This is a genomic window from Brevibacillus daliensis (assembly GCF_021245735.1).
Classification (GTDB): Bacteria; Bacillota; Bacilli; order Brevibacillales; family Brevibacillaceae; genus Brevibacillus_B; species Brevibacillus_B daliensis.
Window position 1 is genome coordinate 85,031 of the sequence record NZ_JAJISB010000012.1, and the last position, 24,300, is coordinate 109,330.

The 24,300-nt window shown below is 41.2% G+C and carries 28 protein-coding genes and 1 riboswitch; of the genes, 12 read left to right on the plus strand and 16 right to left on the minus strand.

Annotated elements, in window-relative coordinates; genetic code table 11:
• Window positions 1-18: 18 nt before the first annotated feature.
• The 3 genes from LM917_RS11770 to sspK form a co-directional block, all read right to left on the minus strand.
• Window positions 19-318 (minus strand): iron-sulfur cluster biosynthesis family protein, encoded by a 300-nt coding sequence (locus tag LM917_RS11770; RefSeq protein WP_232697708.1) that lies wholly within the window; start codon window positions 316-318, stop codon window positions 19-21.
• Between the two features lie 247 nt (window positions 319-565).
• Entirely contained in the window at window positions 566-883 is a 318-nt protein-coding gene (locus tag LM917_RS11775) for a DUF3905 domain-containing protein (protein ID WP_232697823.1), read from the minus strand.
• 79 nt (window positions 884-962) lie between these two features.
• The gene (gene sspK, locus LM917_RS11780; protein ID WP_232697709.1) at window positions 963-1,094 is read right to left on the minus strand and encodes a small acid-soluble spore protein K; all 132 of its coding nucleotides are present in this window, start codon (window positions 1,092-1,094) and stop codon (window positions 963-965) included.
• A 90-nt stretch (window positions 1,095-1,184) separates the two neighbouring features.
• Here sspK and LM917_RS11785 point away from each other — a divergent pair, with 90 nt between their 5' ends.
• Together LM917_RS11785 and LM917_RS11790 are read left to right on the plus strand one after the other, a co-directional pair.
• Window positions 1,185-1,466 carry a DUF3886 domain-containing protein gene (locus tag LM917_RS11785; protein ID WP_232697710.1) on the plus strand — a complete coding sequence of 94 codons (282 nt, stop codon included), beginning with the start codon at window positions 1,185-1,187 and terminating at the stop codon, window positions 1,464-1,466.
• Entirely contained in the window at window positions 1,463-1,618 is a 156-nt protein-coding gene (locus tag LM917_RS11790) for a hypothetical protein (RefSeq protein ID WP_232697711.1), read from the plus strand. The genes LM917_RS11785 and LM917_RS11790 overlap by 4 nt, the downstream gene beginning before the upstream one ends.
• 437 nt (window positions 1,619-2,055) lie before the next feature.
• Here the strand turns inward: LM917_RS11790 and LM917_RS11795 are convergent, their stop codons facing one another.
• From LM917_RS11795 to LM917_RS11805, 3 genes are read right to left on the minus strand one after another with little or no spacing between them, the layout of a single operon-like run.
• Complete coding sequence (locus LM917_RS11795) at window positions 2,056-3,246, minus strand: ABC transporter permease (protein WP_232697712.1); 1,191 nt, start codon at window positions 3,244-3,246, stop codon at window positions 2,056-2,058.
• Complete coding sequence (locus tag LM917_RS11800; RefSeq protein ID WP_232697713.1) at window positions 3,243-3,965, minus strand: ABC transporter ATP-binding protein; 723 nt, start codon at window positions 3,963-3,965, stop codon at window positions 3,243-3,245. Before LM917_RS11800 ends, LM917_RS11795 begins: the two co-directional genes overlap by 4 nt.
• Window positions 3,966-3,977: 12 nt before the next feature.
• Window positions 3,978-5,243, minus strand: coding sequence for an efflux RND transporter periplasmic adaptor subunit (locus LM917_RS11805; protein WP_232697714.1), 1,266 nt, complete (start codon window positions 5,241-5,243; stop codon window positions 3,978-3,980).
• Between the two features lie 216 nt (window positions 5,244-5,459).
• On the opposite strand from LM917_RS11805, the gene LM917_RS11810 reads away from it, so the two are divergent.
• From LM917_RS11810 to thiO, 3 genes are all read left to right on the plus strand, one after another.
• Window positions 5,460-6,818 carry a glucose-6-phosphate isomerase gene (locus LM917_RS11810; protein ID WP_232697715.1) on the plus strand — a complete coding sequence of 453 codons (1,359 nt, stop codon included), beginning with the start codon at window positions 5,460-5,462 and terminating at the stop codon, window positions 6,816-6,818.
• A gap of 5 nt (window positions 6,819-6,823) precedes the next feature.
• Window positions 6,824-7,054, plus strand: coding sequence for a MerR family transcriptional regulator (locus LM917_RS11815; protein ID WP_232697716.1), 231 nt, complete (start codon window positions 6,824-6,826; stop codon window positions 7,052-7,054).
• Between the two features lie 21 nt (window positions 7,055-7,075).
• Window positions 7,076-7,188: riboswitch (TPP riboswitch) on the plus strand.
• Window positions 7,189-7,281: 93 nt separating this feature from the next.
• Window positions 7,282-8,409: a glycine oxidase ThiO gene (gene thiO, locus LM917_RS11820; RefSeq protein ID WP_232697717.1), complete on the plus strand. Its 1,128-nt coding sequence runs from the start codon at window positions 7,282-7,284 to the stop codon at window positions 8,407-8,409.
• Between the two features lie 143 nt (window positions 8,410-8,552).
• On the opposite strand, the gene LM917_RS11825 is transcribed toward thiO, so the two are convergent.
• The 4 genes from LM917_RS11825 to LM917_RS11840 form a co-directional block, all read right to left on the minus strand.
• Complete coding sequence (locus tag LM917_RS11825) at window positions 8,553-9,209, minus strand: GAP family protein (protein ID WP_232697718.1); 657 nt, start codon at window positions 9,207-9,209, stop codon at window positions 8,553-8,555.
• A gap of 11 nt (window positions 9,210-9,220) precedes the next feature.
• Window positions 9,221-9,979, minus strand: coding sequence for a MerR family transcriptional regulator (locus LM917_RS11830; protein WP_232697719.1), 759 nt, complete (start codon window positions 9,977-9,979; stop codon window positions 9,221-9,223).
• 40 nt (window positions 9,980-10,019) lie between these two features.
• Window positions 10,020-10,166: a hypothetical protein gene (locus tag LM917_RS11835; RefSeq protein WP_232697720.1), complete on the minus strand. Its 147-nt coding sequence runs from the start codon at window positions 10,164-10,166 to the stop codon at window positions 10,020-10,022.
• 231 nt (window positions 10,167-10,397) lie between these two features.
• On the minus strand, window positions 10,398-11,447 hold the full coding sequence (locus LM917_RS11840; RefSeq protein WP_232697721.1) for a glycosyl hydrolase family 18 protein: 1,050 nt from the start codon (window positions 11,445-11,447) through the stop codon (window positions 10,398-10,400).
• A gap of 232 nt (window positions 11,448-11,679) precedes the next feature.
• On the opposite strand from LM917_RS11840, the gene LM917_RS11845 reads away from it, so the two are divergent.
• Together LM917_RS11845 and LM917_RS11850 are read left to right on the plus strand one after the other, a co-directional pair.
• Window positions 11,680-12,489 (plus strand): NAD kinase, encoded by an 810-nt coding sequence (locus LM917_RS11845; RefSeq protein WP_232697722.1) that lies wholly within the window; start codon window positions 11,680-11,682, stop codon window positions 12,487-12,489.
• A gap of 96 nt (window positions 12,490-12,585) precedes the next feature.
• The gene (locus LM917_RS11850; protein ID WP_232697723.1) at window positions 12,586-13,461 is read left to right on the plus strand and encodes a hypothetical protein; all 876 of its coding nucleotides are present in this window, start codon (window positions 12,586-12,588) and stop codon (window positions 13,459-13,461) included.
• 67 nt (window positions 13,462-13,528) lie between these two features.
• Here LM917_RS11850 and LM917_RS11855 read toward each other — a convergent pair whose 3' ends face one another.
• The gene (locus LM917_RS11855) at window positions 13,529-14,380 is read right to left on the minus strand and encodes an arylamine N-acetyltransferase (protein ID WP_232697724.1); all 852 of its coding nucleotides are present in this window, start codon (window positions 14,378-14,380) and stop codon (window positions 13,529-13,531) included.
• A 262-nt stretch (window positions 14,381-14,642) separates the two neighbouring features.
• Here LM917_RS11855 and LM917_RS11860 point away from each other — a divergent pair, with 262 nt between their 5' ends.
• Window positions 14,643-14,978, plus strand: coding sequence for a toprim domain-containing protein (locus LM917_RS11860; RefSeq protein WP_232697725.1), 336 nt, complete (start codon window positions 14,643-14,645; stop codon window positions 14,976-14,978).
• Window positions 14,979-15,524: 546 nt separating this feature from the next.
• On the opposite strand, the gene LM917_RS11865 is transcribed toward LM917_RS11860, so the two are convergent.
• The gene (locus LM917_RS11865; protein WP_232697726.1) at window positions 15,525-16,307 is read right to left on the minus strand and encodes an undecaprenyl-diphosphate phosphatase; all 783 of its coding nucleotides are present in this window, start codon (window positions 16,305-16,307) and stop codon (window positions 15,525-15,527) included.
• 191 nt (window positions 16,308-16,498) lie between these two features.
• Between LM917_RS11865 and LM917_RS11870 the strand changes: the two genes are divergently transcribed.
• The gene (locus LM917_RS11870; RefSeq protein ID WP_232697727.1) at window positions 16,499-17,557 is read left to right on the plus strand and encodes a CvfB family protein; all 1,059 of its coding nucleotides are present in this window, start codon (window positions 16,499-16,501) and stop codon (window positions 17,555-17,557) included.
• Window positions 17,558-17,741: 184 nt separating this feature from the next.
• Here the strand turns inward: LM917_RS11870 and LM917_RS11875 are convergent, their stop codons facing one another.
• Genes LM917_RS11875 through LM917_RS11885 form a run of 3 tightly spaced genes read right to left on the minus strand, consistent with a single transcriptional unit; the run spans window position 17,742 to window position 21,205 of the window.
• Window positions 17,742-19,688: a TRAP transporter permease gene (locus LM917_RS11875; RefSeq protein WP_232697728.1), complete on the minus strand. Its 1,947-nt coding sequence runs from the start codon at window positions 19,686-19,688 to the stop codon at window positions 17,742-17,744.
• 5 nt (window positions 19,689-19,693) lie between these two features.
• The gene (locus LM917_RS11880; protein WP_232697729.1) at window positions 19,694-20,218 is read right to left on the minus strand and encodes a DUF1850 domain-containing protein; all 525 of its coding nucleotides are present in this window, start codon (window positions 20,216-20,218) and stop codon (window positions 19,694-19,696) included.
• A gap of 9 nt (window positions 20,219-20,227) precedes the next feature.
• Window positions 20,228-21,205 (minus strand): TAXI family TRAP transporter solute-binding subunit, encoded by a 978-nt coding sequence (locus LM917_RS11885; RefSeq protein WP_232697730.1) that lies wholly within the window; start codon window positions 21,203-21,205, stop codon window positions 20,228-20,230.
• A gap of 203 nt (window positions 21,206-21,408) precedes the next feature.
• On the opposite strand from LM917_RS11885, the gene LM917_RS11890 reads away from it, so the two are divergent.
• Window positions 21,409-22,473, plus strand: a complete 1,065-nt coding sequence (locus LM917_RS11890; RefSeq protein WP_232697731.1) for a tetraprenyl-beta-curcumene synthase family protein — start codon at window positions 21,409-21,411, stop codon at window positions 22,471-22,473.
• On the opposite strand, the gene LM917_RS11895 is transcribed toward LM917_RS11890, so the two are convergent.
• Window positions 22,474-22,659, minus strand: coding sequence for a DUF5325 family protein (locus LM917_RS11895; RefSeq protein WP_373688784.1), 186 nt, complete (start codon window positions 22,657-22,659; stop codon window positions 22,474-22,476).
• 326 nt (window positions 22,660-22,985) lie between these two features.
• Here LM917_RS11895 and LM917_RS11900 point away from each other — a divergent pair, with 326 nt between their 5' ends.
• Together LM917_RS11900 and LM917_RS11905 are read left to right on the plus strand one after the other, a co-directional pair.
• Window positions 22,986-23,426 carry an Rrf2 family transcriptional regulator gene (locus LM917_RS11900; protein WP_232697732.1) on the plus strand — a complete coding sequence of 147 codons (441 nt, stop codon included), beginning with the start codon at window positions 22,986-22,988 and terminating at the stop codon, window positions 23,424-23,426.
• 78 nt (window positions 23,427-23,504) lie between these two features.
• A complete protein-coding gene (locus LM917_RS11905) occupies window positions 23,505-24,146 on the plus strand; it encodes an NAD(P)-dependent oxidoreductase (protein ID WP_232697733.1) in 642 nt (213 codons plus the stop codon).
• The last annotated feature ends 154 nt before the right edge of the window (window positions 24,147-24,300 follow it).

Genomic DNA, 24,300 nt, shown 5'->3' on the forward strand with positions numbered 1-24,300 from the left:
TGATCGGGTAATTGGTTTCTACTCGGGTATACCGGGGTTGTGAAACATAAATCCGTATTCACCCAATACTTCATCATAAGAGAGTGTTCCTCCGTCAAAATACCAAAAATCAGTGGGACGAATAACAAAGCGGATACCTTCTACATCAAAAAAGGCATCGTCTTTATGCCTATCATCTTTATCAACAGCATAGAATAGGCCACCTGTTCCTGGGCCTGCTGTTCTTACATAAAGACGAATGGTTTCACCTGGTTTAAAGCCGGCATATTTTTGATACGCGAGAGAAAACTCAGGCGTAATAGTAAGCTGGAGAGACATGCTTATCGGTCCTTTCCATATTGTCCTTATATTGTAACACAGGTGAGGCAATGTAAAAGTGGTTGTGAGTATACGAAAGCTTTGTTCATAAGAAAAACTTCTATCAAAGTCTTTCGAAGAAGCTGGTTCTTCTTTAGTGGATGTTTTTCATACTGTATCAGGAAGTAGAGCCCAGAAGCTTATACGTTCTGATACAGTATGAAAAGACCGAGGTATTCACTAGAAGTGAACAGCCCGGTCTAGGTGATCAATCTGTCTTGTACCCGACATCTTTATCAGGGTGCTGAAATGGTGAATCAGCTATCTCTCTATTCTTCTCAATCCGTGCCCGATTCTCAGGTGTATTCCAGCCAATGTCATTGGTTGGATGCACCCATTGTTCTCCTGCCATCACAGATGGATCTACATTGGTTGACCAATTTTCCAGGGGAGACTGAGGAGAACGATAGGAGCTGTCTCCAATGATTACCCCATATTCATTACGAAAAGGAGCCTGCATGGGAATATCTGCTTTCTTAAAATCAGGTGCATCAATCTGATGAGGCAAGGTAGCATCTATCGCCATAGGATTGAAGGACGCGATAACTGTACCTGACTGAGGTACATGAGATTTCTTGCTCGTTTTCTTCCTTGGCATGGATCGCCTACCGATTCTCTTTCATGCGTTCCTTTGGCTCTGCATTAATGGAACCATCCGAGCGAATTGCCTCTGACTGAGACTTTGGCCCTCGAATTTCTGCTGTTTTACCAAAATCTCTTGATTTATTACGGACCATGTGATTCCCTCCTAAGATTTTAATCGCTTGTAGTATGACCAAAAATGGTACAATACATGAAGAAGTAAGGATGAAAGTGGGAGGATCAATATGGCTAAAAAACGTGGAAACCGTACACAATCGAATACAAGACAACCCCATAACACTCCTGAACTGGAGCAAAAATCAGGGAACAGTTTAAAGGATATGTTAGGGGCAGCTGCTCTGGATAAATTAAAACAGATGGAAAAACAAATAAAAGCAACAAAAGAACAAGAGGAACAAGCAGAAAAAGAACGTCGTATAAAAGAGAAAGAGGAGCGCGAAAAAAATAAGAGCTTCGCAGAACTTCTAGCCGATTACGATAAGAAAGGCAGCGGAAAATATTCGTGAGACAGGAAGAAAAACGCCCTGACACCTCCAAAAACGGCATGCTGAAACGAAATCAGCTACAGCTTCGTGAAGAAAGCGTAAAAGAACGTGGACGTTCTGTAGTGGACCGCTTGAATGCAAGGAAGAAGAAAGCAACAAGTAACAATGAATAAGTAATAATTAATAATGAATAAGAAAGCCCTCTTAATCCATTTATACATGATTAGGAGGGCTTTATGTTTTTGGTTGTGCTAGTGCTCTGACTCCTGTGAACTGGCTAGCATAATTTTTGTGTCCACCTCAACAGCCTGTAGCAGAAGAAGCATATTTTTTGGGCAGAAACCTTTAAGGTCCTACTCAGCGTAGCAACACAGAGTGAGGATAAAAAAGTGCAACCCATGAAATACAGCGTAGCTTACGCTACTTTTTGCACTTTCCGAACTCTGTATTGCGAAGCGGACAGAATAGTCTTCCTTGCATGGACCTTAACGAGTTTACAGCCAAAAAAATATGCTTCTTCTGCCTCCACTACAGATGGTTCACCACAAATCAAAAAAACGCCCTCCTTTCAGAAAGGAAGGCGTTTCTCAAACATATAACAAAAAACTATCTACTCATATCGCAACGCATCAATAGGATCAAGCTTCGCCGCTTTATTCGCCGGATACATTCCGAAGAAGATACCAATGGCACTGGAGAAGCTAAAGGCAATAATAATACCCTCCCATGAGGTTACAGATGGCATACTAGCAAAGGACATAATAATCGCTCCCAAGCCTGTACCTAACAAAATACCAATGAAACCACCGATTAGGCAAACAATGACTGATTCGATCAGGAATTGAATAAGGATATCTCGCTTCTTGGCTCCCAATGCTTTTCGAATACCAATTTCGCGAGTACGCTCGGTTACAGAAACAAGCATGATGTTCATAACCCCAATTCCTCCAACCAGGAGGGAGATACCAGCGATAACAGCAAAAACCATTGTAAGAATAGACAGCATATTATTAATTTCTGCGAATCCTTCAGCCACACTTCTGACTTCATAATGGTCTTCATGCTTATGCACGCGGTTCAAATATTTTTTGGTAAAATCCATGGCTGGTTGCAACATTTCTTCAGATTTTGCCATTAAGTCTAACCTCTGAACATAAGGATGTTCCATCGTTGATGCCATTGTACGAATAGGCATATAGAGCAAAGTTTGTTCAAACCCACCACCGACAAAGCTCATCGTATCACCGACAACCCCAATGACCACATAGGATTGATCTGACATTCTAATACGCTGTCCGATAGCATTCCCTGATGGGAACAGCTTATTGGCGAGTCCTTTATCCAGGACGACAACATTTCGTTCACCCTTGTTATCCTCTTCATTAATAAAACGCCCTTGTTGGACCTTAATTGTAGAATTCATCTCCAAATAAGAAGGGGTGACAGCCATGATGTCCGTGTTAATATCCTTTTTCTTATCTTTTACCATATCGCCAGATCGAATCATCCCGCCAACATTACTTACATATGGATTAAGCTTTTGCAACATATCAATGTCTTCTATCGTCAAATCATCAGAACTACTTGGCTCAGTAGAATCCCATTTTACATAAGTATTAAAGTTGGTCTTTCCTAACGCACCAAACTGGCCTTCCACCATAGCTTGACCGCCTTTTCCCAGGGTCATGATCGTAATAACGGAGGCGATCCCGATAATAATACCTAGCATGGTAAGGGAAGATCGTAGTTTATTGGACCATATACCGCTGACGGCAAGACGGAAGCTTTCCATTAAATTCATGTCTCCATCACCTCATTCTCAGCGGGAGTAGCAAAAATACGGTTTTTTACTGGTTCGTCACTTACGATTACACCATCTTTAAATATAACAATTCGCTCAGCGTGATCTGCTGCTTCCTGCTCATGCGTAATCAGAATAATGGTAACACCTTGTGCATGCAGTTGTTGAAAGATTGCCATGACCTCGTTCGTTGAATGGCTATCTAGGTTACCTGTAGGCTCGTCAGCAAGCAGAATAGCCGGTCTGTTTACAAGTGCACGGGCGATCGCTACACGTTGCTTTTGCCCACCTGACATCTGTGGAGGTTTATGGTCAAGCCGGTCTTTCAAGCCGACTTTAGTCAGTGATTCTATGGCGCGTTGTTTGCGTTCCTTTGCTGAGACTCCGGCATATAGCATGGGTAATTCCACGTTACGTGTTGCTGAGACTCGTGGCAACAGGTTAAATGCCTGAAAGACAAAGCCGATTTTCTGATTGCGAATAGCAGCCAGTTGATTATCATTCTGCTTCGTAACTTCTACATCTTCCAGTATGTAAGAGCCAGATGTAGGACGATCTAAACATCCAAGCATATTCATGAAAGTAGATTTACCTGAACCAGACGGACCCATAATTGCTACGAATTCTCCTTGGTTAACCTGAAAGTTAACCCCTTTAAGGATGTGTAGGTCAGTATCACCCGTTTTAAAGGTTTTTTGCATATTGGTAACGGTTAGCATGTCAGTCCCTCCTTAAGGCGCAACGGGCATCTCAGCAGAGGAGATAACAGGTGAACCTTCCGTAATAAAAGGGGTTGGATTGGTGATTACTTGATCCCCTTCTTGTAGACCGCTCTTTATTTCAACAAGAATATCGCTTTCCATTGCGGTTGTAATTGTACGCTTCTTCGCAATACCATTTTCTGATACCCATACATAGGACGTTTCTCCCTCTACCACAAGTGCAGTAAATGGAACAACAAGAATGTTTTCTTTGTTTTCAACCATAATATCTACATCTACATTAAAACCAGGTTTTAATATCGAAACGGCTTTGTCTAGCTCAAGTGTTACATTTACTTTTGTTTTACCAGTTGTTTCTCCCTTTTGTTCCTTAGAAGCCATAGGAGAAATTTTAGTAACTGTCGCAGAAGCTGTTTCTTTTCCCATAGAAGTACCTGAAACAACTGCTTTTTGTCCCAGCTTTATATTTGGAATATCTGATTCGCTTATCTGTGCTTCAATACTTAATTTGTTAAGATCACCCAATGTAAGAACTTCGGAGCCTTTGCTTACCATCTGTCCGTTTTTGGCAACTAAACTAAGGACTGTTCCAGCAAAAGGTGCAGTAACGCTGCTATTATTATCTTTTTTCATAAGTTCAGCCTTGCGAATTTCAAGTTCTTTGATTTGAGCTTGAACGGAAGCCAAATCAGCCTGTTTAGGACCCTTAGTTGTAAGTGCCATGTCGTTAACAGCTAGGCTGAGCGATGAATTTGCTTGTTGCAGTGCTTCTTTTGCCTTGTCATAATCCTGACCTGGGACAGCACCAGCATCTAACAGGGCTTTCATTCTGTCATGTTCCCGTTGTGCGGAAGCCACCTGTGCTTTAGCTTGATTAATTTTTTCCTGTTGCTGTGCGATCAACTCAGGTTCTTTGCCACCGGTCAGTTTGCTCAACTCAGCCTGTCGTCCCACTATTTGTGCATCAATGGTTGCCATTTCACTAGTTGTATCAGTTATATCCAATTGGCCAATGACTTGTCCCTGTTGAACGCTGTCTCCTTCTTTAAGTACCATATTTTGCAGGGTTCCGTTATTAGGAGAGAAGATTGTAACTTCTTGTTTTGGTTTAACGATTCCAGAAGCAAAGATCTTATTTTCAATTGCTCCTTTTGTAACGGGTGCAGTAGCTACAATTGGGCCTACAGGTCCCGCGGAGGACATCTTCCAGAAAAATCCACCACCAGCTAGTACAATAACACCAACTGTGATTAACCCCCACCATCTTTTTTTCATTTTTATCATCCCCTTGTGAACATCATACATGAAAGTCTACGGATCAGAATGAAAATAGTTACAGTTCTGCACCAATCTTATTAAAGATTTCTTAATTTTATTATTTTCTGAGTAGGAAAGTACTGTTTTACATGGAACTAGAGTAAGAATAAATGGAATTATTGGATTGAAATTACATATTGAGATTCCGCTTCAGTTGTGGGGAGGTAACGAAATATGAATCAAACAATTCGGTTCCGTTATGACAAGGCAACTCCTTTTTTAAACGAACATGAGCTGAAATATATGGAGCCTGCAATTCGGATGGCACATGATCTGTTACATACAAAAAAAGGACCGGGGAGTGATTATCTCGGGTGGGTTGATTTACCGCACCAATATGATCGAGCAGAATTTATACGTATAAAAATGATAGCAGAAAAAATTAGGAATGATACAGACGTCTTGCTGATTATCGGAATTGGTGGTTCCTATCTGGGGTCGAAGGCAGTAATCGATGCACTTGGACATACGTTTTATAACTCAATTCGAAAAGAAAAACGTAAAGCTCCGGAGATTTACTATGTGGGAAATAATAGTAGTCCCAGTTACCTTGCTGATTTGGTAGATGTACTGGAAGGAAAAGAGGTCTCTATCAATGTGATATCTAAATCGGGAACGACGACTGAACCAGCCATTGCCTTTCGCATTTTTCGTGAGTATCTGGAAAAGAAATATGGAAAAAAGGAAGCACGTAAGCGAATATATGCTACCACTGATCAAACGCGAGGGGCCTTAAGACAGATAGCAGATGAAGAGGGATATGAGACATTTGTGATTCCTGATGATGTGGGAGGTCGTTTTTCCGTTTTGACAGCGGTTGGTTTACTACCAATTGCTGTGTCAGGAGTGGATGTCGACCAATTAATGAAGGGGGCTCAACATTCTTGCGATCGCTTTCGAACTCCAGATCTATGGGATAATGAGTGCTATCAATACGCAGCACTCAGAAACCTATTACTTCGAAAAGGGAAGCAGATCGAAATGCTGGTCAACTATGAACCCCGACTTCATTATTTGAATGAATGGTGGAAACAGCTATTCGCTGAATCAGAAGGAAAGGACGGAAAAGGAATTTTTCCAGCTTCAGCTGATCTCTCTGCTGATTTGCACTCCCTCGGTCAATTTATTCAGGATGGGACTCGCAATTTATTCGAAACGGTGCTCTCCATTGACAAATACAGGTGCGATGTAGAAATAGAAGAAGCTCAACCCGATCTGGATGGACTCAATTTCCTCAGTGGAAAAGGCATGGAATTCGTCAATAAAAAGGCGATGGAAGGTACGATCTTGGCACATATTGATGGGGGAGTTCCTAATCTAGTGGTTGAATTGCCGGAGTTGTCAGCGTATCATATTGGTGAGCTCTTATATTTTTTTGAAAAAGCATGCGGAATCAGCGGCTATTTGCTCGGAGTAAATCCATTTGATCAACCAGGCGTAGAAGCATATAAGACTAATATGTACGCCTTGTTGGGAAAACCGGGATATGAAAAGCAAAAGAGAGAGCTGGAAGCGCGTCTGCAAGGGAAGTAATTGATATGTACTTAAATGTAGCTGAAACAGCAGCTTATCTAGAATTGCCTGAGTGGTATATCCGTGAAAAAATTGCGGATGGACAAATTCGAGCCGTCCATAATGGAGAAGAGTACTTCATGAATAGGGACCAATTTACTCATACACTCGATGAATTAAAGCGTCTGCGAGAGTTCGAGGACATAGAGAAGTTCGAGCCTGTACCAGAAAGCTATGATTACAAGGATGAAGATTAAAAAAGTACCTGCAACCAAATAGAAATCTGCTGGGGGAGTCCTAACAATACGGGGCTGAGAGGACAGAGCTAGTCTGTTGACCCTTTTTACCTGATCCAGATCATGCTGGCGCAGGGAAGTGGTGTTCGTTCTTAACCTTGGTATCGTTACCCCACCCTTCTCTTGTGAATGGTGGGTTTCTTTTTGGCTGTTTATTTCACCTAAGCAGCAAGGAGAGGACGATAGAGATGAGAGAGAACCAGAGTGATTTTGTTATCATAGGTGGAGGAATAATCGGATTATCCATGGCGGTAGAATTGGCTGAACAAGGTGCGAGTGTCGCAATTTTTGATCAGGGGGATTTTGGTGGGGAGGCATCGGTGGCAGCTGCTGGCATGCTTGCTCCGCTAAAGGAATTTATGGAAGCAGGTCCTTTACTCAACCTGGGAATAAAATCGTTAGAAATGTATCGTAGCTGGACCGCCAAACTAGAGCAGCATACAGGAATTAACGCCCAAATGTCCTCTAATGGTGTGTTGACCATAGCACTGGACAGAGTGGAAGTAGAGTGGCTTCTTTCTCGATATGAGTGGCAAAAAAGAGCAGGATATGATGTCCATTTACTCGACGAGCATGAATTACATGAAGCGGAACCAGCTCTCACGAAAGAGGCAAAGCTTGCTATCTGGTCCCCACAGGAGGCAGATGTAAACAATCAATTGTTACTGCGTTCCCTTGTCAGAAGATGCATGCAATTAGGAGTATTCATGTATAAGAACACGATGATTACGAACGTAATAAAAGAATCAGCAACTCGGGTTTCGGGTGTTGATACAACTGCTGGAAAATGGAGAGCGAACCATGTTGTTGTGACGGCAGGGGCTTGGTCTTCTATTTTGCTAAGAGATGTAGGTATTGAAACTAGTGTACATCCAGTGAGGGGTCAGATTGCTGCTGTATCTTCTGAACTTGTATCGATTCGTCATGTGATTTTTGGAAAAAAAGGATATCTTGTTCCCAAACAAGATGATCGCATTATCATAGGGGCAACGGAGGATTTTGCGGGTTATGAACGGGCGGTAACAGTAGATGGGGTAGCTAGTGTACTGCATGGGGCAACTACCTTGATTCCAGCGACCCAGCAAGCCAGGTTTCTGACAGCATGGGCGGGACTTCGACCTGCAACTCTGGATGGTTTACCTCTTTTAGGACCTGTTCCGAATTGGCAAGGATTATCTATTGCAACAGGGCATTATCGTAATGGGATTCTACTGGCTCCCATTACTGCATATGTAATGGGAGAATGGTTGCTTCATGGAAAAAGAGAGCCACTCGAACCATTTTTACCTGAGCGATTACGTTCTTTACCTGTATAGAATTAATAAAGTAATATAACTCTACTTTGAATAAGATTATAGGCGATGCTATCTTAATTGTAGTATCGCCTTCTAAATTTCTTTAAGATATTTCTATTTTCATGCATAGTCGTACTTCCACTTTTATTCTCTTGCCAAACACATTACAAATAATCCAGGCTATTAAAAATCAGGATCAGTCCAACAATACACATAATCCAAGAAAGTGCCGATCCTGTACTAGTAGCGATCTTCGTCCGAAGTTTTTTGAGAGGATTTTGCATCCACCGACCAAATAGGAGATAGAAGATATACAGTACGAGTGAAGGCAATACCATGATAAAGTTGTATCCAGCTAAAATAAATGACCATTCCATCCATGATAGATTAGATGTAGTCATAATGCCAATTGCTGCAAAATAAGGAAATGCAGTACCTACTTCAATTAATGAAGTAGTAAATCCCAGAGCAACCATTGAAAAAATGCTGGTTGATTTTGGTACAGGTAGTTCTGGATTTTTCTTTGTTGGAACATAAAAACTTGCGATGAATAATATCGCTCCAATTATAAAGACCGTCCAGCTTACGATTCGATTTTGAAATATGTCAGAAATAATCTCAAATAAAAAACCTAAACCTAACATGAGTGAAACTCCAACAGCAAAATAAAACCCAGCTACCGTCAATAAATAAACCAATAAACGTTTTGTAAGTCTTTCTTTATCTGTTAATAGCAGATACACTGTTACTCCCAATATGGCAGGACTTAACATGTCCAATAGAGCCAATCCCCCTATCAGGAGAAGTGGTTCTGTACTCATCATTCTCCCCCCTATTCCGCTTGAGGATTATTCTTTTCAGCCAAAAAAAATGCATATGCCTGTTCCATAAACTCAAGCACATTCTGATCAATTGGATATAAGCTAAGTTTTTCTGATTGTTTTGGCGACATCCTTATTTTCCACAACTTTTCTAAAAATTCATCCTCACCTTCAAATTCCTCTAAACGTTTTTCATCCATTCTTCTAATGATATTTTGGACTTTGGGTGCTTTTGGACCTTCCATCATATAACGCTTTAGCTGTCCGATTAGAGCAATCCATTCGAGTGAATCAGGGCTGTCACTTGTCATATTGGGAACCTTTTTCCATAGTTTTATTTCTCTGGGTTTAAATACAGATTCTCGATAAAGCTGTTTCATTTCCTTATCTTTACTGGATAATTGCATGGTCTTCTGAATTGCGACCCAATTTTCTTCACCTTCTAAAGCAATTCCATGAATCAATTCCCGTAACGATAACTCAATTTTCTTTAAATTTTCCTGTTCTTTTAATACAAAAGATAATTGACTCTTTAAACTTTCTGACCAATCCCATTCACTAGAAGTGAGCATATTCTTAATCTCATGTAATGGAAATCCAATCTTTTTTAAAAATTGAATCTGCTGAAGTTTTTTTATATCTTCATTTGTATATAAACGATGGCCGCCCTCTGTTTTGGATGCGGGTTTTAATAAACCGATTTTATCGTAGTAACGTAGTGTTCTTACGGTAACACCTGTCAGATCTCCAACCTTATTAATATGTATCAACTGATAAACCTACCTTCCTAAACGCTAGCCATAATTTTTTTCATGTATTCTTTTTTACGAAAGAATTACGAAGTAAATATCCTACTCCTAAGCCAATCAGTACACCAGGAAATGCATGATCAAGTATCAGTCCAATACCCGCACCTATAATGACACATCCATAAATAATAATATCTCCTTGTTTCATCTAAAAACCTCCTATTGTAATTCTCATATCTTTCGAGGATGATTGAAAAAGCTGTTACTAAACATTATATAAAATGACGTAACGTAAGCTTCAAGTATTTTTAGCCTCTTTTAAATTTTTTAATAAATTTAGTAATCAGGGAATATATCATTGAAATAACTAAAAACGAGATCCGATGGTTTCTACGACCAAAGGGATCTCGTTTTTTTGCAGGATCTATTAGGGTAATTCCTACGGAGCTAGGCCTTTCCAAAAATCGGCATTCTCAAATCCAAGTCTCCAAACGGCAAAGCCTGCCAATTTATTCGTCTCAGCTACCTGACGCTTGGCACGTATACTATGTTCGTTTTCATACCAGATTGTACGGGAGACACCATCTTTTTTGTATGAAATAGTAGGAGATTGTGCAGGTGAATTCCATACCGCTTTGACGGGGGCATTTTTCAACAGGGAAGGCATTTGTTTAAAGGTTACAGCTCGGTTCCCGGCACTGCTCCATTCATAACCGTAACTAGGAATACCCATCAAGAGTTTATTTGCGGGAACTTGCGATTTGCTATATGCAACAACATCCTTCACCCATTGAATGGATGCGACTGGGCCTGTTTCGGACCAAGGACCATGCTGATCATATGTCATCACTTGAACATAGTCTGCTTTTTTCCCGATTGCGTTCAAGTCATATCCATACGTCCAAAAAATAGCAGGATCGTCATTTTCTTTTGCTTGTGTACAGACAATCAGTTTTTTCTTATGTTTATGAAGCTCATCAGTTAATTCTCCAACAAAGCGGGAGTAAGCATCTCGATCGTTGGCAGGAACGCTTTCAAAATCTAGATTAATTCCTGTAAGCTGATTCTTATTTGCAATAGAGACGAGTTCTGTAATTACTTTTTTCTTTTTAGCAGAATCCGTAACGATTGCATGAACGATTTCTTTATCAAACAACTTTTCTCCATGATTCGTGACTAAAATGTAGCTGCCTTTTTTTGCTTGGTGCACAAGTTGCAGTCCATCTGCTGGAATCGTCCCGGTAACATCTCCATTTTTAGATACGTTAAATTGGGAGAAGGAGACATCTGTAACCTTGCTCAAATTTTGTTTGAGAGAGTTGTAAGAATTTTTATCTCCAGCGTAATTTTCGGCATAGTAACCCAAAATAATGGGTTTCTTTTTTTGTTCAACTGGCGGTTTGACGGTAGTAGCAGCAGGAACCTGAGTGAGATTCCAGCCGAAGACTGCTACAGTAACCAGCATGCATGTAAGTAAGATTCGTTTCACCTGATGTAAGTCCCTTCTGTCTATCTAGTTGTATAAGTTTGTCTACACTATTTCGACAAGAACTTATGAATTCCTTTATAGGTAAACTAATGAAAATAATGGAAAATAATCACACATACTATTTTTATTCGATCTGTTATAATCGGCTTTTACATTTGCTGATAGACAGACACAATAGTATGATAAACGTGAGGAGAACTATGTTGACGCAGAAAAGAGAGGGTTTAATACCATGAAAATAGCAACGGTTTTACGTGACGATCATCATACGAGGAACGTGGACCAGGAATTACGCAAGCTACTCGCGCAAAAAACAGAATGTCCCCATATATTCATTGAACCAGGCGGGGATGAAAAGCCCGATATGGTGTTTTCAATTGGTGGAGATGGCACGATGCTGGAGGCAGTTCATCAATACGGATTTGAACCTTTTTATGTAGGGATACATACAGGACATCTTGGATTTTATGCGGATTGGCATCCAGATGAGCTGGATGATCTGGTAGAAGCCTTGGTTAATAATGAACCAGTTTTGGCAGAGTATCCAATTGTTTCTTGCCACATTCGTACGAAAGACGGTCAGTCTATCGAAAAATGGACACTAAATGAAGTGGTCATTCGTAATGCTACGCTATCTTCATTGGTCGTTTCTGTTTGTATTAATGATGCCGAATTTGAAAATTTTCGTGGAGACGGCTTAATTATCTCATCTCCGTCAGGAAGCACAGCTTACAATAAAGCAGTTGATGGAGCGTTGTTACATCCTTCCATTGAAGCAATTCAAGTGGCAGAGATAGCATCCATTAACAATATGTCATACAGAACCATCAACAGTGCCTTGGTGCTACCAAAGCATCATCATGTTGATTTGAAAATCAGCAATCCACAAATCATGCTGGGCCTCGACCGGGAGCATGCTGTATGGGAGAACGTCGATTCCATCACATGCAGAGTTGGCGCTAATAAAATCAAGTTTGCCCGATATAAAAAACTTACTTTTTGGGGAAGAGTGCGTAAAGCATTCATTGTAGGACAAGAGTAAGTATAAGTGAATAATTCCCTTCACCTAACAATCATGGTATCATTTACCGATAATATAATGGGAAGATAAAATACAGATTGAAGATGGAGGAGAAAAATGAGACTTTTACAAAAGAGCAAGTGGTTAGCGGTTATTGTAACGGTTTGTCTGGGATTAGGTGTTACCGTACCTGTGGAAATACAGGCTGCACCTGTAAAGAGCCAGACTAAACCTGATGATAAAGTTCTGTCTTCTTTGAATATTTCAGCTTCAACTTTGGCTTTGCAAGCTGGGGAAAGCAAAAGTGTAACCTTAAAAGCAGTCTATTCTAACGGATCGACAAGTAGTGTTACTACAAAAGCAGCCTGGACTAGCTCCAACTCTTCTGTGGTAACGGTTAAAAATGGTATGCTAAAGGCAGTGGCCCCTGGAACAGCGGTTGTTACGGCTAGTTATATGGAAAAAAGCATCTCTACAACGGTAACGGTCGAGAAAAAACTGAAAACATTAGAAATAAGTGCCCGCTCGATAGCCTTGCTTTCTGGCGACACCGCTAAACCAAAGGTTACAGCGGTGTATACAGATGGCAGTAAAGTAGATGTGACAGATAAGGTGAAGTGGCAAAGTAAAGGCACTGCTGCTGTAATGTCGAATGGAACCATTACAGCAAACGGATCAGGCTCTACAACGTTTACAGGTACCTTTGGAGACAAGAAAGTTACCATTGCTGTGAAAGTGGACGAGATTTCTAAAATTGTAGTTGCTAGTCAGCAGCTTACTCTTTTCCCAGATGACCGAATTGATCTCCCGACGCGCGTAATCTACAAAAATGGAGTTGTGAAGAATATTGTCGAGAGAGCAACTTGGACAAGCAATAACAAGGCAGTTGCCAGTGTAAAAGATGGTCAAATTATTGCTCATAAAAAAGGGAAAGCAACCATTACAGTCAGTTTTGGAGGAAAGAAGCAAACGATCTCAGTGACTGTTATGTAATATAGCGAGTAAGGTAACCCTTTATAAGGAATGCCAGTGAAATGTGTAATGCTTCCAGCGACACGGGTCACTGGCTTTTTTGTGCAAAAATATCGACACCCAATTCTTGAAGAATCCGGGTCGCCTCTCGTACGGGGATTTTAGGCAATAAAAATTCTTCAGCAAGGACAGCTTCTATCTCGCAGATACGATGCAAGTTGATTTCTTCACTTGTTTTATCTTCGTATGTAATGGTAAGTAGATTGTTTTTCAGAAAGAGGTGACGTTGTTTGTCTCTTTGGAAAAGCTGGCAGATCAGAGAAGACATGAAATTGGTTTCTAGCTGATATGACTTGGCAATGGTATCATTGAAATAGGGGAGATTCTTAGTTTTAGCGGGATTAAAGCTCCATTTATCGCTGACCAATTCTCCCAATCTATAACGTTTAAAGCGGTATATGCCTGTCTCTGTCTCATCAGGTACAAGACGGACATCGATTCCAGCAAACGAAGAGCAATTATCATGCTGGCGTGTGAAATCAACGGGCTTAAAGAACGGGGCTGCAGATCCCATATCTACATATAAAGGAACTCCAGGTTCTTCTGGATGGTCAACTAATATGGCAATATGACTATCTCCTACAGGTATTAATGTAGCAGAGAATCCAAGCTCCAGTAATAATTGTTGTAGATTAGGATTTAAAATATAACAGGTTCCACCAAGCTGCATGGTATAGAGATGATGAACAAAAATATCAAGTGGCGGTACGTTAAATCGATTACGTTCCCGTTCTCGCCAGTAAATCAGTTTACTGATATTTTCAAAGGGAATCGTAAAAAGGTGAGCCTGACAAATTCTTTCCAGATAGGATATAGATGGTTGTTCCTGAGGTAATTGCAGCTTATGAAGATAAGATTGAACCCACATGGGATTTTTCATGAAAAGACCCTCCTTACTTTTCCAAGTGAGATATGATACTGAGCAATGAAAGAAAATTGTAGCTAGGGGAGAGAAATTAACCCTGCCAATGTAGAAGCATCGTATTCATAAATGACTATGAATGGTGTTTTTCCTAATATTATGAAATTTTTAGGATCTCTTTATTTTACGAATAAAGATTACACTTGTCTATTCATCCGTTAGGCGGATTCTTTTCCATTTGAAGCATATTATATCTAACACCTCGATAGGGGGGAGTTATATGACAGGATCGCTGATTATTGTGGAAGGAAAAACGGATAAAGCTCGTCTGGAAAAAGTGCTGGCTGAACCAACTCAGATTTACTGCACGCATGGTTCGTTCAGCTTTGAAAAAGGGGAAAAGTTGCAAAGCATTATTGAGGAAGCAGAAGAGGTTTATATTTTCACAGATGAAGATTATGATGGTAAAAAGCTCCGACAGCAATTAAAAGAGGAAATTCCTTGGGCTCACCATTTGCACACACGTAAGGTTTTTGCTGAGGTTGCCAGAACACCACTGGAGGAACTAGCGATGATTCTGGATGAGGCAGGGTTTGAGACGATTAAGTATCAGTAAAAAAAAGTTATGAAAGCTTTTCTAATAATGACTACTGAAGTGGGTTCGCAGAAAAAGCACATTTTTTGTCTGCAAACTCGTTAAGGTCCCGCGAGGGAGCGAAAACTGTCCGCTACACAGCAAAGAGTGCGGAAAGTGCAAAAGGTGTAGATGCTACGCAGTGTCTCATGGATTGCACTTTTTTACCCGCACTCTTTGCTGTGTAGCTAGGTAGGACCTTAAATAGTTCTGGACAAAAAATGTGCTTCTTCTGCAAAGGGCTTAAGTGGATTAATAAGACTAGCATTAAAACCAAAAGCATGAAAAACAAGATTCTCTTTTCACACAGAGCGACTTGGCGAAGCCCAACCCAGCGGAGCAATAATTATCGGGAAAAAGAAGCGAAACCCAGCAAGTCTTACAGTGAAGACATCGTTTTGAGCTTCCCCGATAAATAGTGCGGAGCGGACAGTCTAACCCCTTACGGGGCGAAGACTTTTAGCGAAGGGTGAAAAGAGAATCTGGTTTTTTCCACTGAAGTAGGATCAAGAAAACCTTTAAAATCTGTTACCAATAACCAAATGCTTGTAAAACGAGTATGATGGCACCTAACGCCCCTACATAATAAGCGAAGATTTTTAATGATCCTTGGCTAATAATCTTCATCATCCAACGAATGGCGATATATCCGGTAATGGCAGCAAAAAGTGTCCCTACCAGCATAGGAGTTATTTCCGTTAAGAGTAGAGGGCTATCAAATAATTCCTTTGCCTGTAGAACACATGCCCCAAGAATAGCAGGCAGGGATAACAGGAATGAAAAACGAGCCGCATCCTCTCTAGCAATTCCTCGTAACAAGGCTCCTGCAATGGTCAAACCAGAACGGGATATAGCAGGTAAGATAGCTGCACCTTGTAAGGTACCCATCAGGAGCGCATCTGTGTATGTAATGTCGGTAAAATTGCGAGTTCCTTTTCGAAGAGAATCAACAGCAAAGAGAATGATGCCTGTAGCAATAAATTCGAAGCCGATCGTCTGACCTGTCTGGGAAATCTGCTCAAAGTAGTCTTTAAAGGTGAGACCAATCACACCAGTAGGGATGGTTCCAACAACTAGGAGTCTAGCAAGTTTTCCGAATGGTTGCTTTAGTACATGCAAAATTTCCTGACGAAATACGATCAGAACAGCTATCAGCGTTCCCAAATGGAGAAGGGTATCAAAAAAAAGACCTGCCTCCCGAAGACCAAATATTTTTCCGAACAGAACGAGATGACCTGTGCTTGATATAGGCAAGAATTCGGTAAAACCTTGCACAATTCCTAAAATGATTGATTCCAGATAAGCTAGCATACTTATTCGCTCCTTATCAACACAAAAGTCTATGTAGACAAGTGTATGCTACAGGTAAGACGAATTTGCTCGAATTCTTCTTCTTTTGTACGAGTAATCAGCAGAAGCTGGTTTCTTTTGTGTATAATGAACGGTGGGAAGGAAAACCTGACCAATAATGAGGAATGTATTTGAGAGTAGGAAGTGACGACATGAACAATCGATATAATAACGATAGAAAAAATGGGGCAGGTAAAGGGTACGGACAAGGGGGGAACCGCTATTCCTCACGAGGTGGATATAATGGGCGAACACCATTTGGACGAAATCAAGCTCATAAGGAAACCAAGCCAATGCCAGCACAATCCTCCTGGCTAAAAGCAGGCATGATTGCCACGCTACCGGTTGCTCGTGCAGAGGAGTTCGGGTATTTTCTAAGTGATGGGGAACAGGAATTCTTGCTTCATAAAAATGAAGCAGTTGGTGAAGTCCATGCAGGCGACGAAGTTAAAGTGTTTATGTATCACGATCATGAAAATCGGCTTGCAGCTACAATGGAAATGCCGATTGTTCGTGAAGGAGAGTTCGGTTGGTTAGAAGTGGTAGATATTTCGCCACGTGTCGGTGTATTTTTGCATAATGGAATCAATAAAGATTTACTTCTGTTTCAGGACGATTTACCAAAAGAGCACTCAGAATGGCCACAAAAGGGAGACAAACTCCTCGTTACGTTAAAACACGATAAAGTAGGACGCCTGGTTGCTCAACCTGCGACAGAAGAGGATATCTGGGATATGTCCCGTAACGCCTATGACGAGATGAAAAACCAATGGGTAGAAGGAACCGTATATAAGCTCTTCCCAGAAGGTGCATTTGTGTTTACTGATGAAAAACAGATGCTGTTTATCCATCGTGATGAAATCACGACAGGTCTGCGAATGGGACAACGAGTGCGCGCACGCATCAGTTTTGTACGGGAAGATGGCAGACTAAATGGCTCGATGCGTGAACGCAAAGAAGTACAGTATGGTGTGGACGCTCAAGTATTGCTTGGTTACCTAAAAGAACGAGGTGCCATGCCATTTACGGACAAATCTGATCCTGAAGAAATCAAGGAGCAGTTCCAGATGAGTAAAGCAGCCTTTAAACGGGCATTGGGCAAGCTGTTGAAAGAAGGGTTAGTAGAACAGGAAGAAGGGTGGACCCATCTGAAAAAGGATGCCTACCAGCGTTATCAAGGTGAGAATAACGTGGAAGACAGCGAAGAGTAGGTATCTGTTAGACAAATATGTATTGAAAAACAGCCTGTGAACGGGAATTACTCTAAGAGTAGTGCCCGTGCTCATAGGCTGTTTTTTTGTGATAAACGTCTCGACGTTTTTCATAAAATTGGATGTAACCGCTTGCGGTCCAACAAAACGGTCATGACCGTTTTGTTAATACAAAGTGCTAGTATTACCCTTGGACAGGTAGTTTTTTCTCTTTCTTGCCAACATAGGTGGAGTAAGCAAAAACTCCAGCCAACAGCACAAAACCTATAATATCAGTTGTTAGTCCAGGAATTATTGCGCATATACCACCAACGATAGCCAGAATACGCAAGACAATAGTAAGTCTGGACATCCAGAATCCAATTAATCCAGCACCTACACCAATCATTCCGATTATAGAGGTACACATAACCCAAAGCGCTTCCATAAAGGTCGTATCAATTAATAAGAGCTGTGGTGACATAACGAAAATATACGGAGCCAAGAAGGCGGCAATGGCTAATCGGGTAGATTCAACCCCGGTCTTCATCGGCTTCGACCTCGCTATCCCCGCGGCGGCAAAGGCGGCTAGTGCCACTGGCGGTGTTATATCTGCTACAATCCCAAAGTAGAAGGTAAACATATGAGCAGCAAGAACAGGTACATCAAGCTGGACGATAGCAGGTGCGGCAATCGTTGATGTAATAATGTAATTGGCTGTGGTTGGCGTACCCATTCCAAGAATCAGGGATGCGATCATGGTAAAGAACAGAGTCAGGAACATGTTGCCGCCAGATAGGCTTAACAATCCGTTTGCTAACTTGAGACCAATACCTGTTAAGGTTACCGTACCAACAATGAGTCCTGCCGCAGCAGTTGCCGCTACAACGCCAAGCGCCATTTTGGCACCAGAAGCAAGGGCTTCGCAAATATCGGCAAAGCTCATGCGAGTTTCCTTGCGAATTGCACCTACTAGAACGGTAGAGATGATCCCGATAATAGCTGATTGCTCAGGGCTGAATCTGTCAGACATGAGCGCAAGGATGATGATTACAATTGGAAGAAGCAGATAGGATCGTTTTAATACATCTTTTTTGTCTGGAATCTCTTCACGAGTTAATCCACGTAATCCTAATTTCTTTGCCTCAAAATGGGTCATGATCCAGATACCAACGAAGAACAGGATAGCTGGAAGTGCGGCTGCTTTTGCAATATCCCAATAAGGTATACCGATGAATTCCGCCATGAGGAAGGCAGCAGCACCCATGATAGGAGGCATGATCTGACCACCTGTAGAGGAGGAGGCTTCCACAGCAGCTGCGAATTCCGAGCGATATCCCAAGCGTTTCATCATGGGAATGGTAAATGCTCCGGATGTAACAACGTTTGCTACAGAACTACCGCTAATCGTACCTTGCAAGGCACTAGAGAAGATAGCTACCTTGGCTGGTCCACCGATACGGCGACCGGCAATAACGAGTGAGAGATCGTTAAAATAATCGCCTACGCCTGTTTTCTCCAGGAATGCTCCGAAGAGAACAAATAGGAAGATAAAGGTAGCTGAGACGCCAAGTGGTGTCCCATATACTCCTTCCAAGGTGAAATAGGCATGGCTGATCATTCGTTTCATACTAAATCCGGAATGCTCAAGGAATCCAGGCATATAAGCTCCGAAATATGTGTAAAGAAGAAAAATCGCTGCAATCGTAGTAATTGGCCAACCTACAACACGTCGGGCAGCTTCTAAAACAAGAACAATTGCCAATCCCCCAACAAACATGTCCAGAGACGTGTAATTCCCTGCACGGGTAACCAGTGATTCGTAATTGACTACCCAATAAAGGGTGACAAAGAGTGAGAGAAAGCAGAGTATGAGATTGACGATACCTAATTTCTGCTTATTACCTTTGGTGGTTGCTGGAAACAGAAGATAAATGAGCCCTAGTCCAAAGGCAAGGTGAATGGAACGATGTATTTGTACGGGAAGGATAAGAAATAAACTGGTGGACAACTGATACAGAGAGAATACAATCAGACCAATAAAAGTGATCCACTTTAGAGGTCCCTGATAGTTGCGGACAGCAGATTCTTTGTCATATTTTTCAATCAATTCTTGTACCTCTTGTTGATTCAGCTCCGAATTAACGCTCATATTTGCTATCCTCCCATCATCTGAATGAGTGATCTTCTTTCTACCTGGATGCTGACAGGCGTTCCAGGTTTGGCGATACTGCCAAACGGAATAGAACGTCCTTCATAAAGCAACGTATGATTAGCCCGAACTTGTCCAATAAACAGGTGGATAGCGGGATACTTTCGGTTCATATTTTCAATAAAGAAGGTTCCGTTTTTCATAACCAGCTTTTCATTTGCCTGTAAACCACTATCTACTCCTATTCCGTAATCTTTAAAAGAGACTTGTTCCAGAAGTAGCTGATCTCCTTTGGCTGCGTAGTATTCCTCAATAGGTGTACCATGTATAGAGTGAATCCAACGAATGGAAAAGCGCTTGTTCCCTTTGAGTGTGTCCTGCCAAACCAATTTCTGCGTACGATCATCGCGAACAACCAGCATGTCCTGATAAGGAAAGAACAGGACTGTGACTATCAACATAAGCATAAGAAGGAAGAGGCGGAACTGTTTCCGCCCCGTTTCTCCATTCACATGTACAAGCGTTTCCATAAGTAAGTATTACTTCACGCCTTTTTCATCATAGTATTTTTTCGCACCAGCGTGGATTGGTAGGCTAATTCCAGCTTTTGCCTCTTCTACTTTGATGGATTTTGCTTTTGCGTGACCTAGTTTGTCAGCGCTTTCAAAAATCGATTTAGTCATTTTGTACACAACATCTTCAGCAAGATCGCTACGAACAATTAGTACAGCTTTAACTGCTACTGTGTTCACATCTTCTGTTAGAGTTTGGTATGTGCTGGCAGGAACTGTTTCTTTTACATAGTAAGGATACTTTGCGATGATTTGATCGATAACACTATCTTCAATCGAAATAATTTTTACGCCACGAGTTGCCGCTAACTCTGTAATAGCAGCTGTTGGTGTTCCAGCTGTTTGGAATGCTGCATCCAATTGTCCGTCTTGAATCGCTTTGGAGGAATCGCCGAAAGATAGACGTTGTAGTTGCAAGTCATCAAATTTAAGGCCATGAGCTTCCAGGATTTGTTGTGCATTTGCTTCAGTACCACTACCTGGAGCACCTACACTGACACGTTTTCCTTTTAAATCTGCTACGGATGAAATATTGCTGTCTTTGGAAACTACGATTTGAATGGTTTCATTATAAAGAGCACCTAACACATTAAAGCTTTCAACCTTTCCATCTTCTTTAAACATGTTGGAGCCTTCATTTGCATATTGGGCAATATCCCCTTGAACAAAGGCCAGTTGTGCATCATTATCACGAACAAGACGAATGTTTTCTACAGATGCACCAGTAGATTGAACGTTGGTTGTAATACTAGTACCTGTTTTGATATGCTCAGCCATACCGCCGCCGAGTACATAATAAGTACCAGATGTACCACCGGTTGCAATATTGATGCTGCTTGGAGTTACAGAACCAGAACCACTACCGCCGCCTGATCCACCGCCACAAGCTGTGAGAGCCAAGCTGACTGCTAACGTTAGGGAAAGAAAAATACCTGATTTCTTCAAGATAAATGCCCCCTTAATTGATATATGTTTGATGTTGAGATATTACCAACTTCATATTCATAAATTGTACACATGTGTTAGGCGATTCTACAGAAATCTACAGGAAGTTGGTATAAAGAGAGAAAAATGCCGAGTGGTAAAAAAGATTTTAGTAGCAGAGTATGATAAGATACGGATAATCAAACCAAAGGAGGAGCTTTCGCTTGCAAGCAAAACCCATTAGACATTCCTGGCAATTGCTTTATCGTGTGTACCGATACATTTTGCCCTTGCTAGAGCAAGAGTTCGCTTATTGGTATAAACGTGCTGAACAAATACCAGATGAAGAATTGCGTAAACAAGCCACAGCTAGCATGAATTCCAAAAAGTTTCATTGCCAAGGTGGTTCCGTATATGCAACTCAAGTTCTTGACCATAAAGAAATTGTAGTACCACTCATTGTGGCCTATCAGACCATCAGTGATTATCTGGATAATTTATGCGATCGGAGTACATCGCTTGATCCAGTCGATTTCAGGCAGCTACATTATTCCATGCAGGATGCGCTAACACCGGGAGCGCCATTACGAGATTACTATATGTACCGGGATGAAAAGGAAGATGGAGGGTTTCTTGCAGGACTTGTTTTGCGCTGTCAGGAGATGGCAGGTAAACTGGCCTCATATGGTCAAGTACAAGAAGAGATTCTTACGTTGTCCGTTCTCTATAGTGATTTACAAGTGCATAAGCACATCGCAAAAGATAAAAGAGAAGCAGCTTTATTTGCATGGTGGGATTCCTATCAGGATAAATATCCGGAGATTAGATGGCAGGAATTCGGTGCTGCGACAGGATCAACAGTGGGGATATTCGCTTTATTTTGTCTAGCAACCCAAACGGAAATAGAAAAGTCAGAGGTGGATGCCTTACTGAACGCCTACTTTCCGTGGATTGGTGGCGTTCATATCCTGTTAGATTATTTGATTGATCTGGAAGAGGATAAAGAAGGCGGAGATCTTAATTTTGTCAGCTATTATCATTCGGATGAAGAAGCATATGAGCGGCTGCAATTTATTATCGAACGTGCGAAAGAGAGCATTGCTCAATTACCACACCCCCAATTTCACCGTCTAATCGTGGACGGGCTCATAGCCTTCTATCTTGTAGATGAGAAGGTGAATAAACAGCAGCCGCAAATCTATATGATAGCCAAGCGTCTGTTGAAGAAAGCAAGCGGATTTACCTCTATTCTCTTTTATGTAAATAGCATGGTTGTCCGCCGTCAGTAACTACTGTTTTTGACGGGTTTGTCTCTTTTTATATGAAAAGCCAAAGCCCATTAAGAGAAACGCAGCAGCAATACAACCAATAACGCCAAGGGTACTACCTTCGCCAATTGATACACCGATGCCCATGAGTGAGAAAGCAACAAGAGTAGCGATAACTAACGTAACCAATTTATAACGACGATCCACAGTGGAATGCCTCCTTCGATGATGGTGTTCCTATTATAACTCAATTTGTTGGTTTGTTTTACATTTTCAGAATTTGAGTGATAAAAAGAGCAACCTCATGATGTCTGATCAAGATATTGTGAGGTTGCTTTTTTTTGCACGAGAGCAGGCTCCAGCTGCATGTAAAAGAGTTGCAGATGAAACTATCGTACAAAGGACTTTGCAACAAAAGCTTATTCCTACTTGAATCATGAGGAGGAATGATTTCCGAGTGAAAGGAAATTCTATTCCTTAGGTTGACTTTTCCCCTCTGTTGTAACTATAATGTTTACAACGAGGTGGGACCAATGAAAATTAGTAGTCGATTCACCATTGGCGTTCATATTTTGTCACTCTTATCTATCGAAAAGGATAGTCATTGCACATCGGAGTGGATTGCTGGAAGTGTGAATATCAATCCAGTAACGATCCGGAGGGTATTAGGACAACTCAAAAGAGCGGGATTGGTGAAAGTACGTTCTGGAACAGGAGGAGCGTATCTCCTTAAGGAACCTGCGGATATCAATTTATTGGATATCTATCGAGCTGTAGAAGTGGTAGAAGAGGGGCAACTCTTCCATTTTCACGAAGAGCCAAATCCCGAGTGCCCTGTTGGAGCTAATATCCAAATCGTCCTCCAATTGATCCTAAGTCGTGCCCAAGACGCAATGGAGCAAATATTAAAGAATATAACGTTGAAGGATTTGGTCACTGAACTTAATCAACAGATTAACGTGAGAGCAAACTAGTTTTTTTTGATTATGTTGTAATGATGTAAGTTACAACATTACAACTGTGAAAATAATAAAAACGAGGAGGAACCAATCATGAAAATTGGTATTATTGGTGCAAGTGGTAAAGCAGGAAGTTTTATTATGAAAGAAGCAATCGACAGAGGACATGAGGTTACAGCTATTGTAAGAAATGCTTCTAAGCTATCGGACCAAAATGTAGCTGTAATCGAAAAGGATGTATTTGAATTGACTTCCGAGGATCTACAATCATTCGATGAAGTAGTAAATGCATTTGGTGCACCTTTTGGAGAAGAACACCTGCATGTGGATGCGGGGAATGCGTTGATTGACGCACTTAAAGATGCTCCTGATACACGATTAATCGTCGTGGGCGGTGCAGGAAGTTTATTTGTAGACGAAGAAAAAACAATACGGGTATTTGAAACTCCAGAGTTCCCTAAAGAATTTTATCCGACAGCAGAAAACCAAGGGAAAAACCTGGACATTTTACAAAAAAACGATTCGATTACTTGGACATTTATCAGTCCTTCTGCTTTTTTTGATCCACAAGGACAAAGAACAGGTTCCTATCAAAAAGGAAAGGATCATCTGCTTGTGAACTCTAGTGGGCAAAGCTACGTTAGCTATGCAGATTATGCAATAGCGGTTTTAGATGAGATCGAGAATCCGCAACACAAAAATGAACGGTTCACGGTTGTTTCTGAATCAAAATAAACAGGATATGTTATACATGCTGGATAAGATGGTTGGATTCGTCTGACTGTTTCATCCAGCATTATTTTGTTCGGCACTGATTACTACCACCCTTAATCCTCTATTTACACACAAACCCTATAAATGTTATTTTTTGAATGTAATAAAGATATTC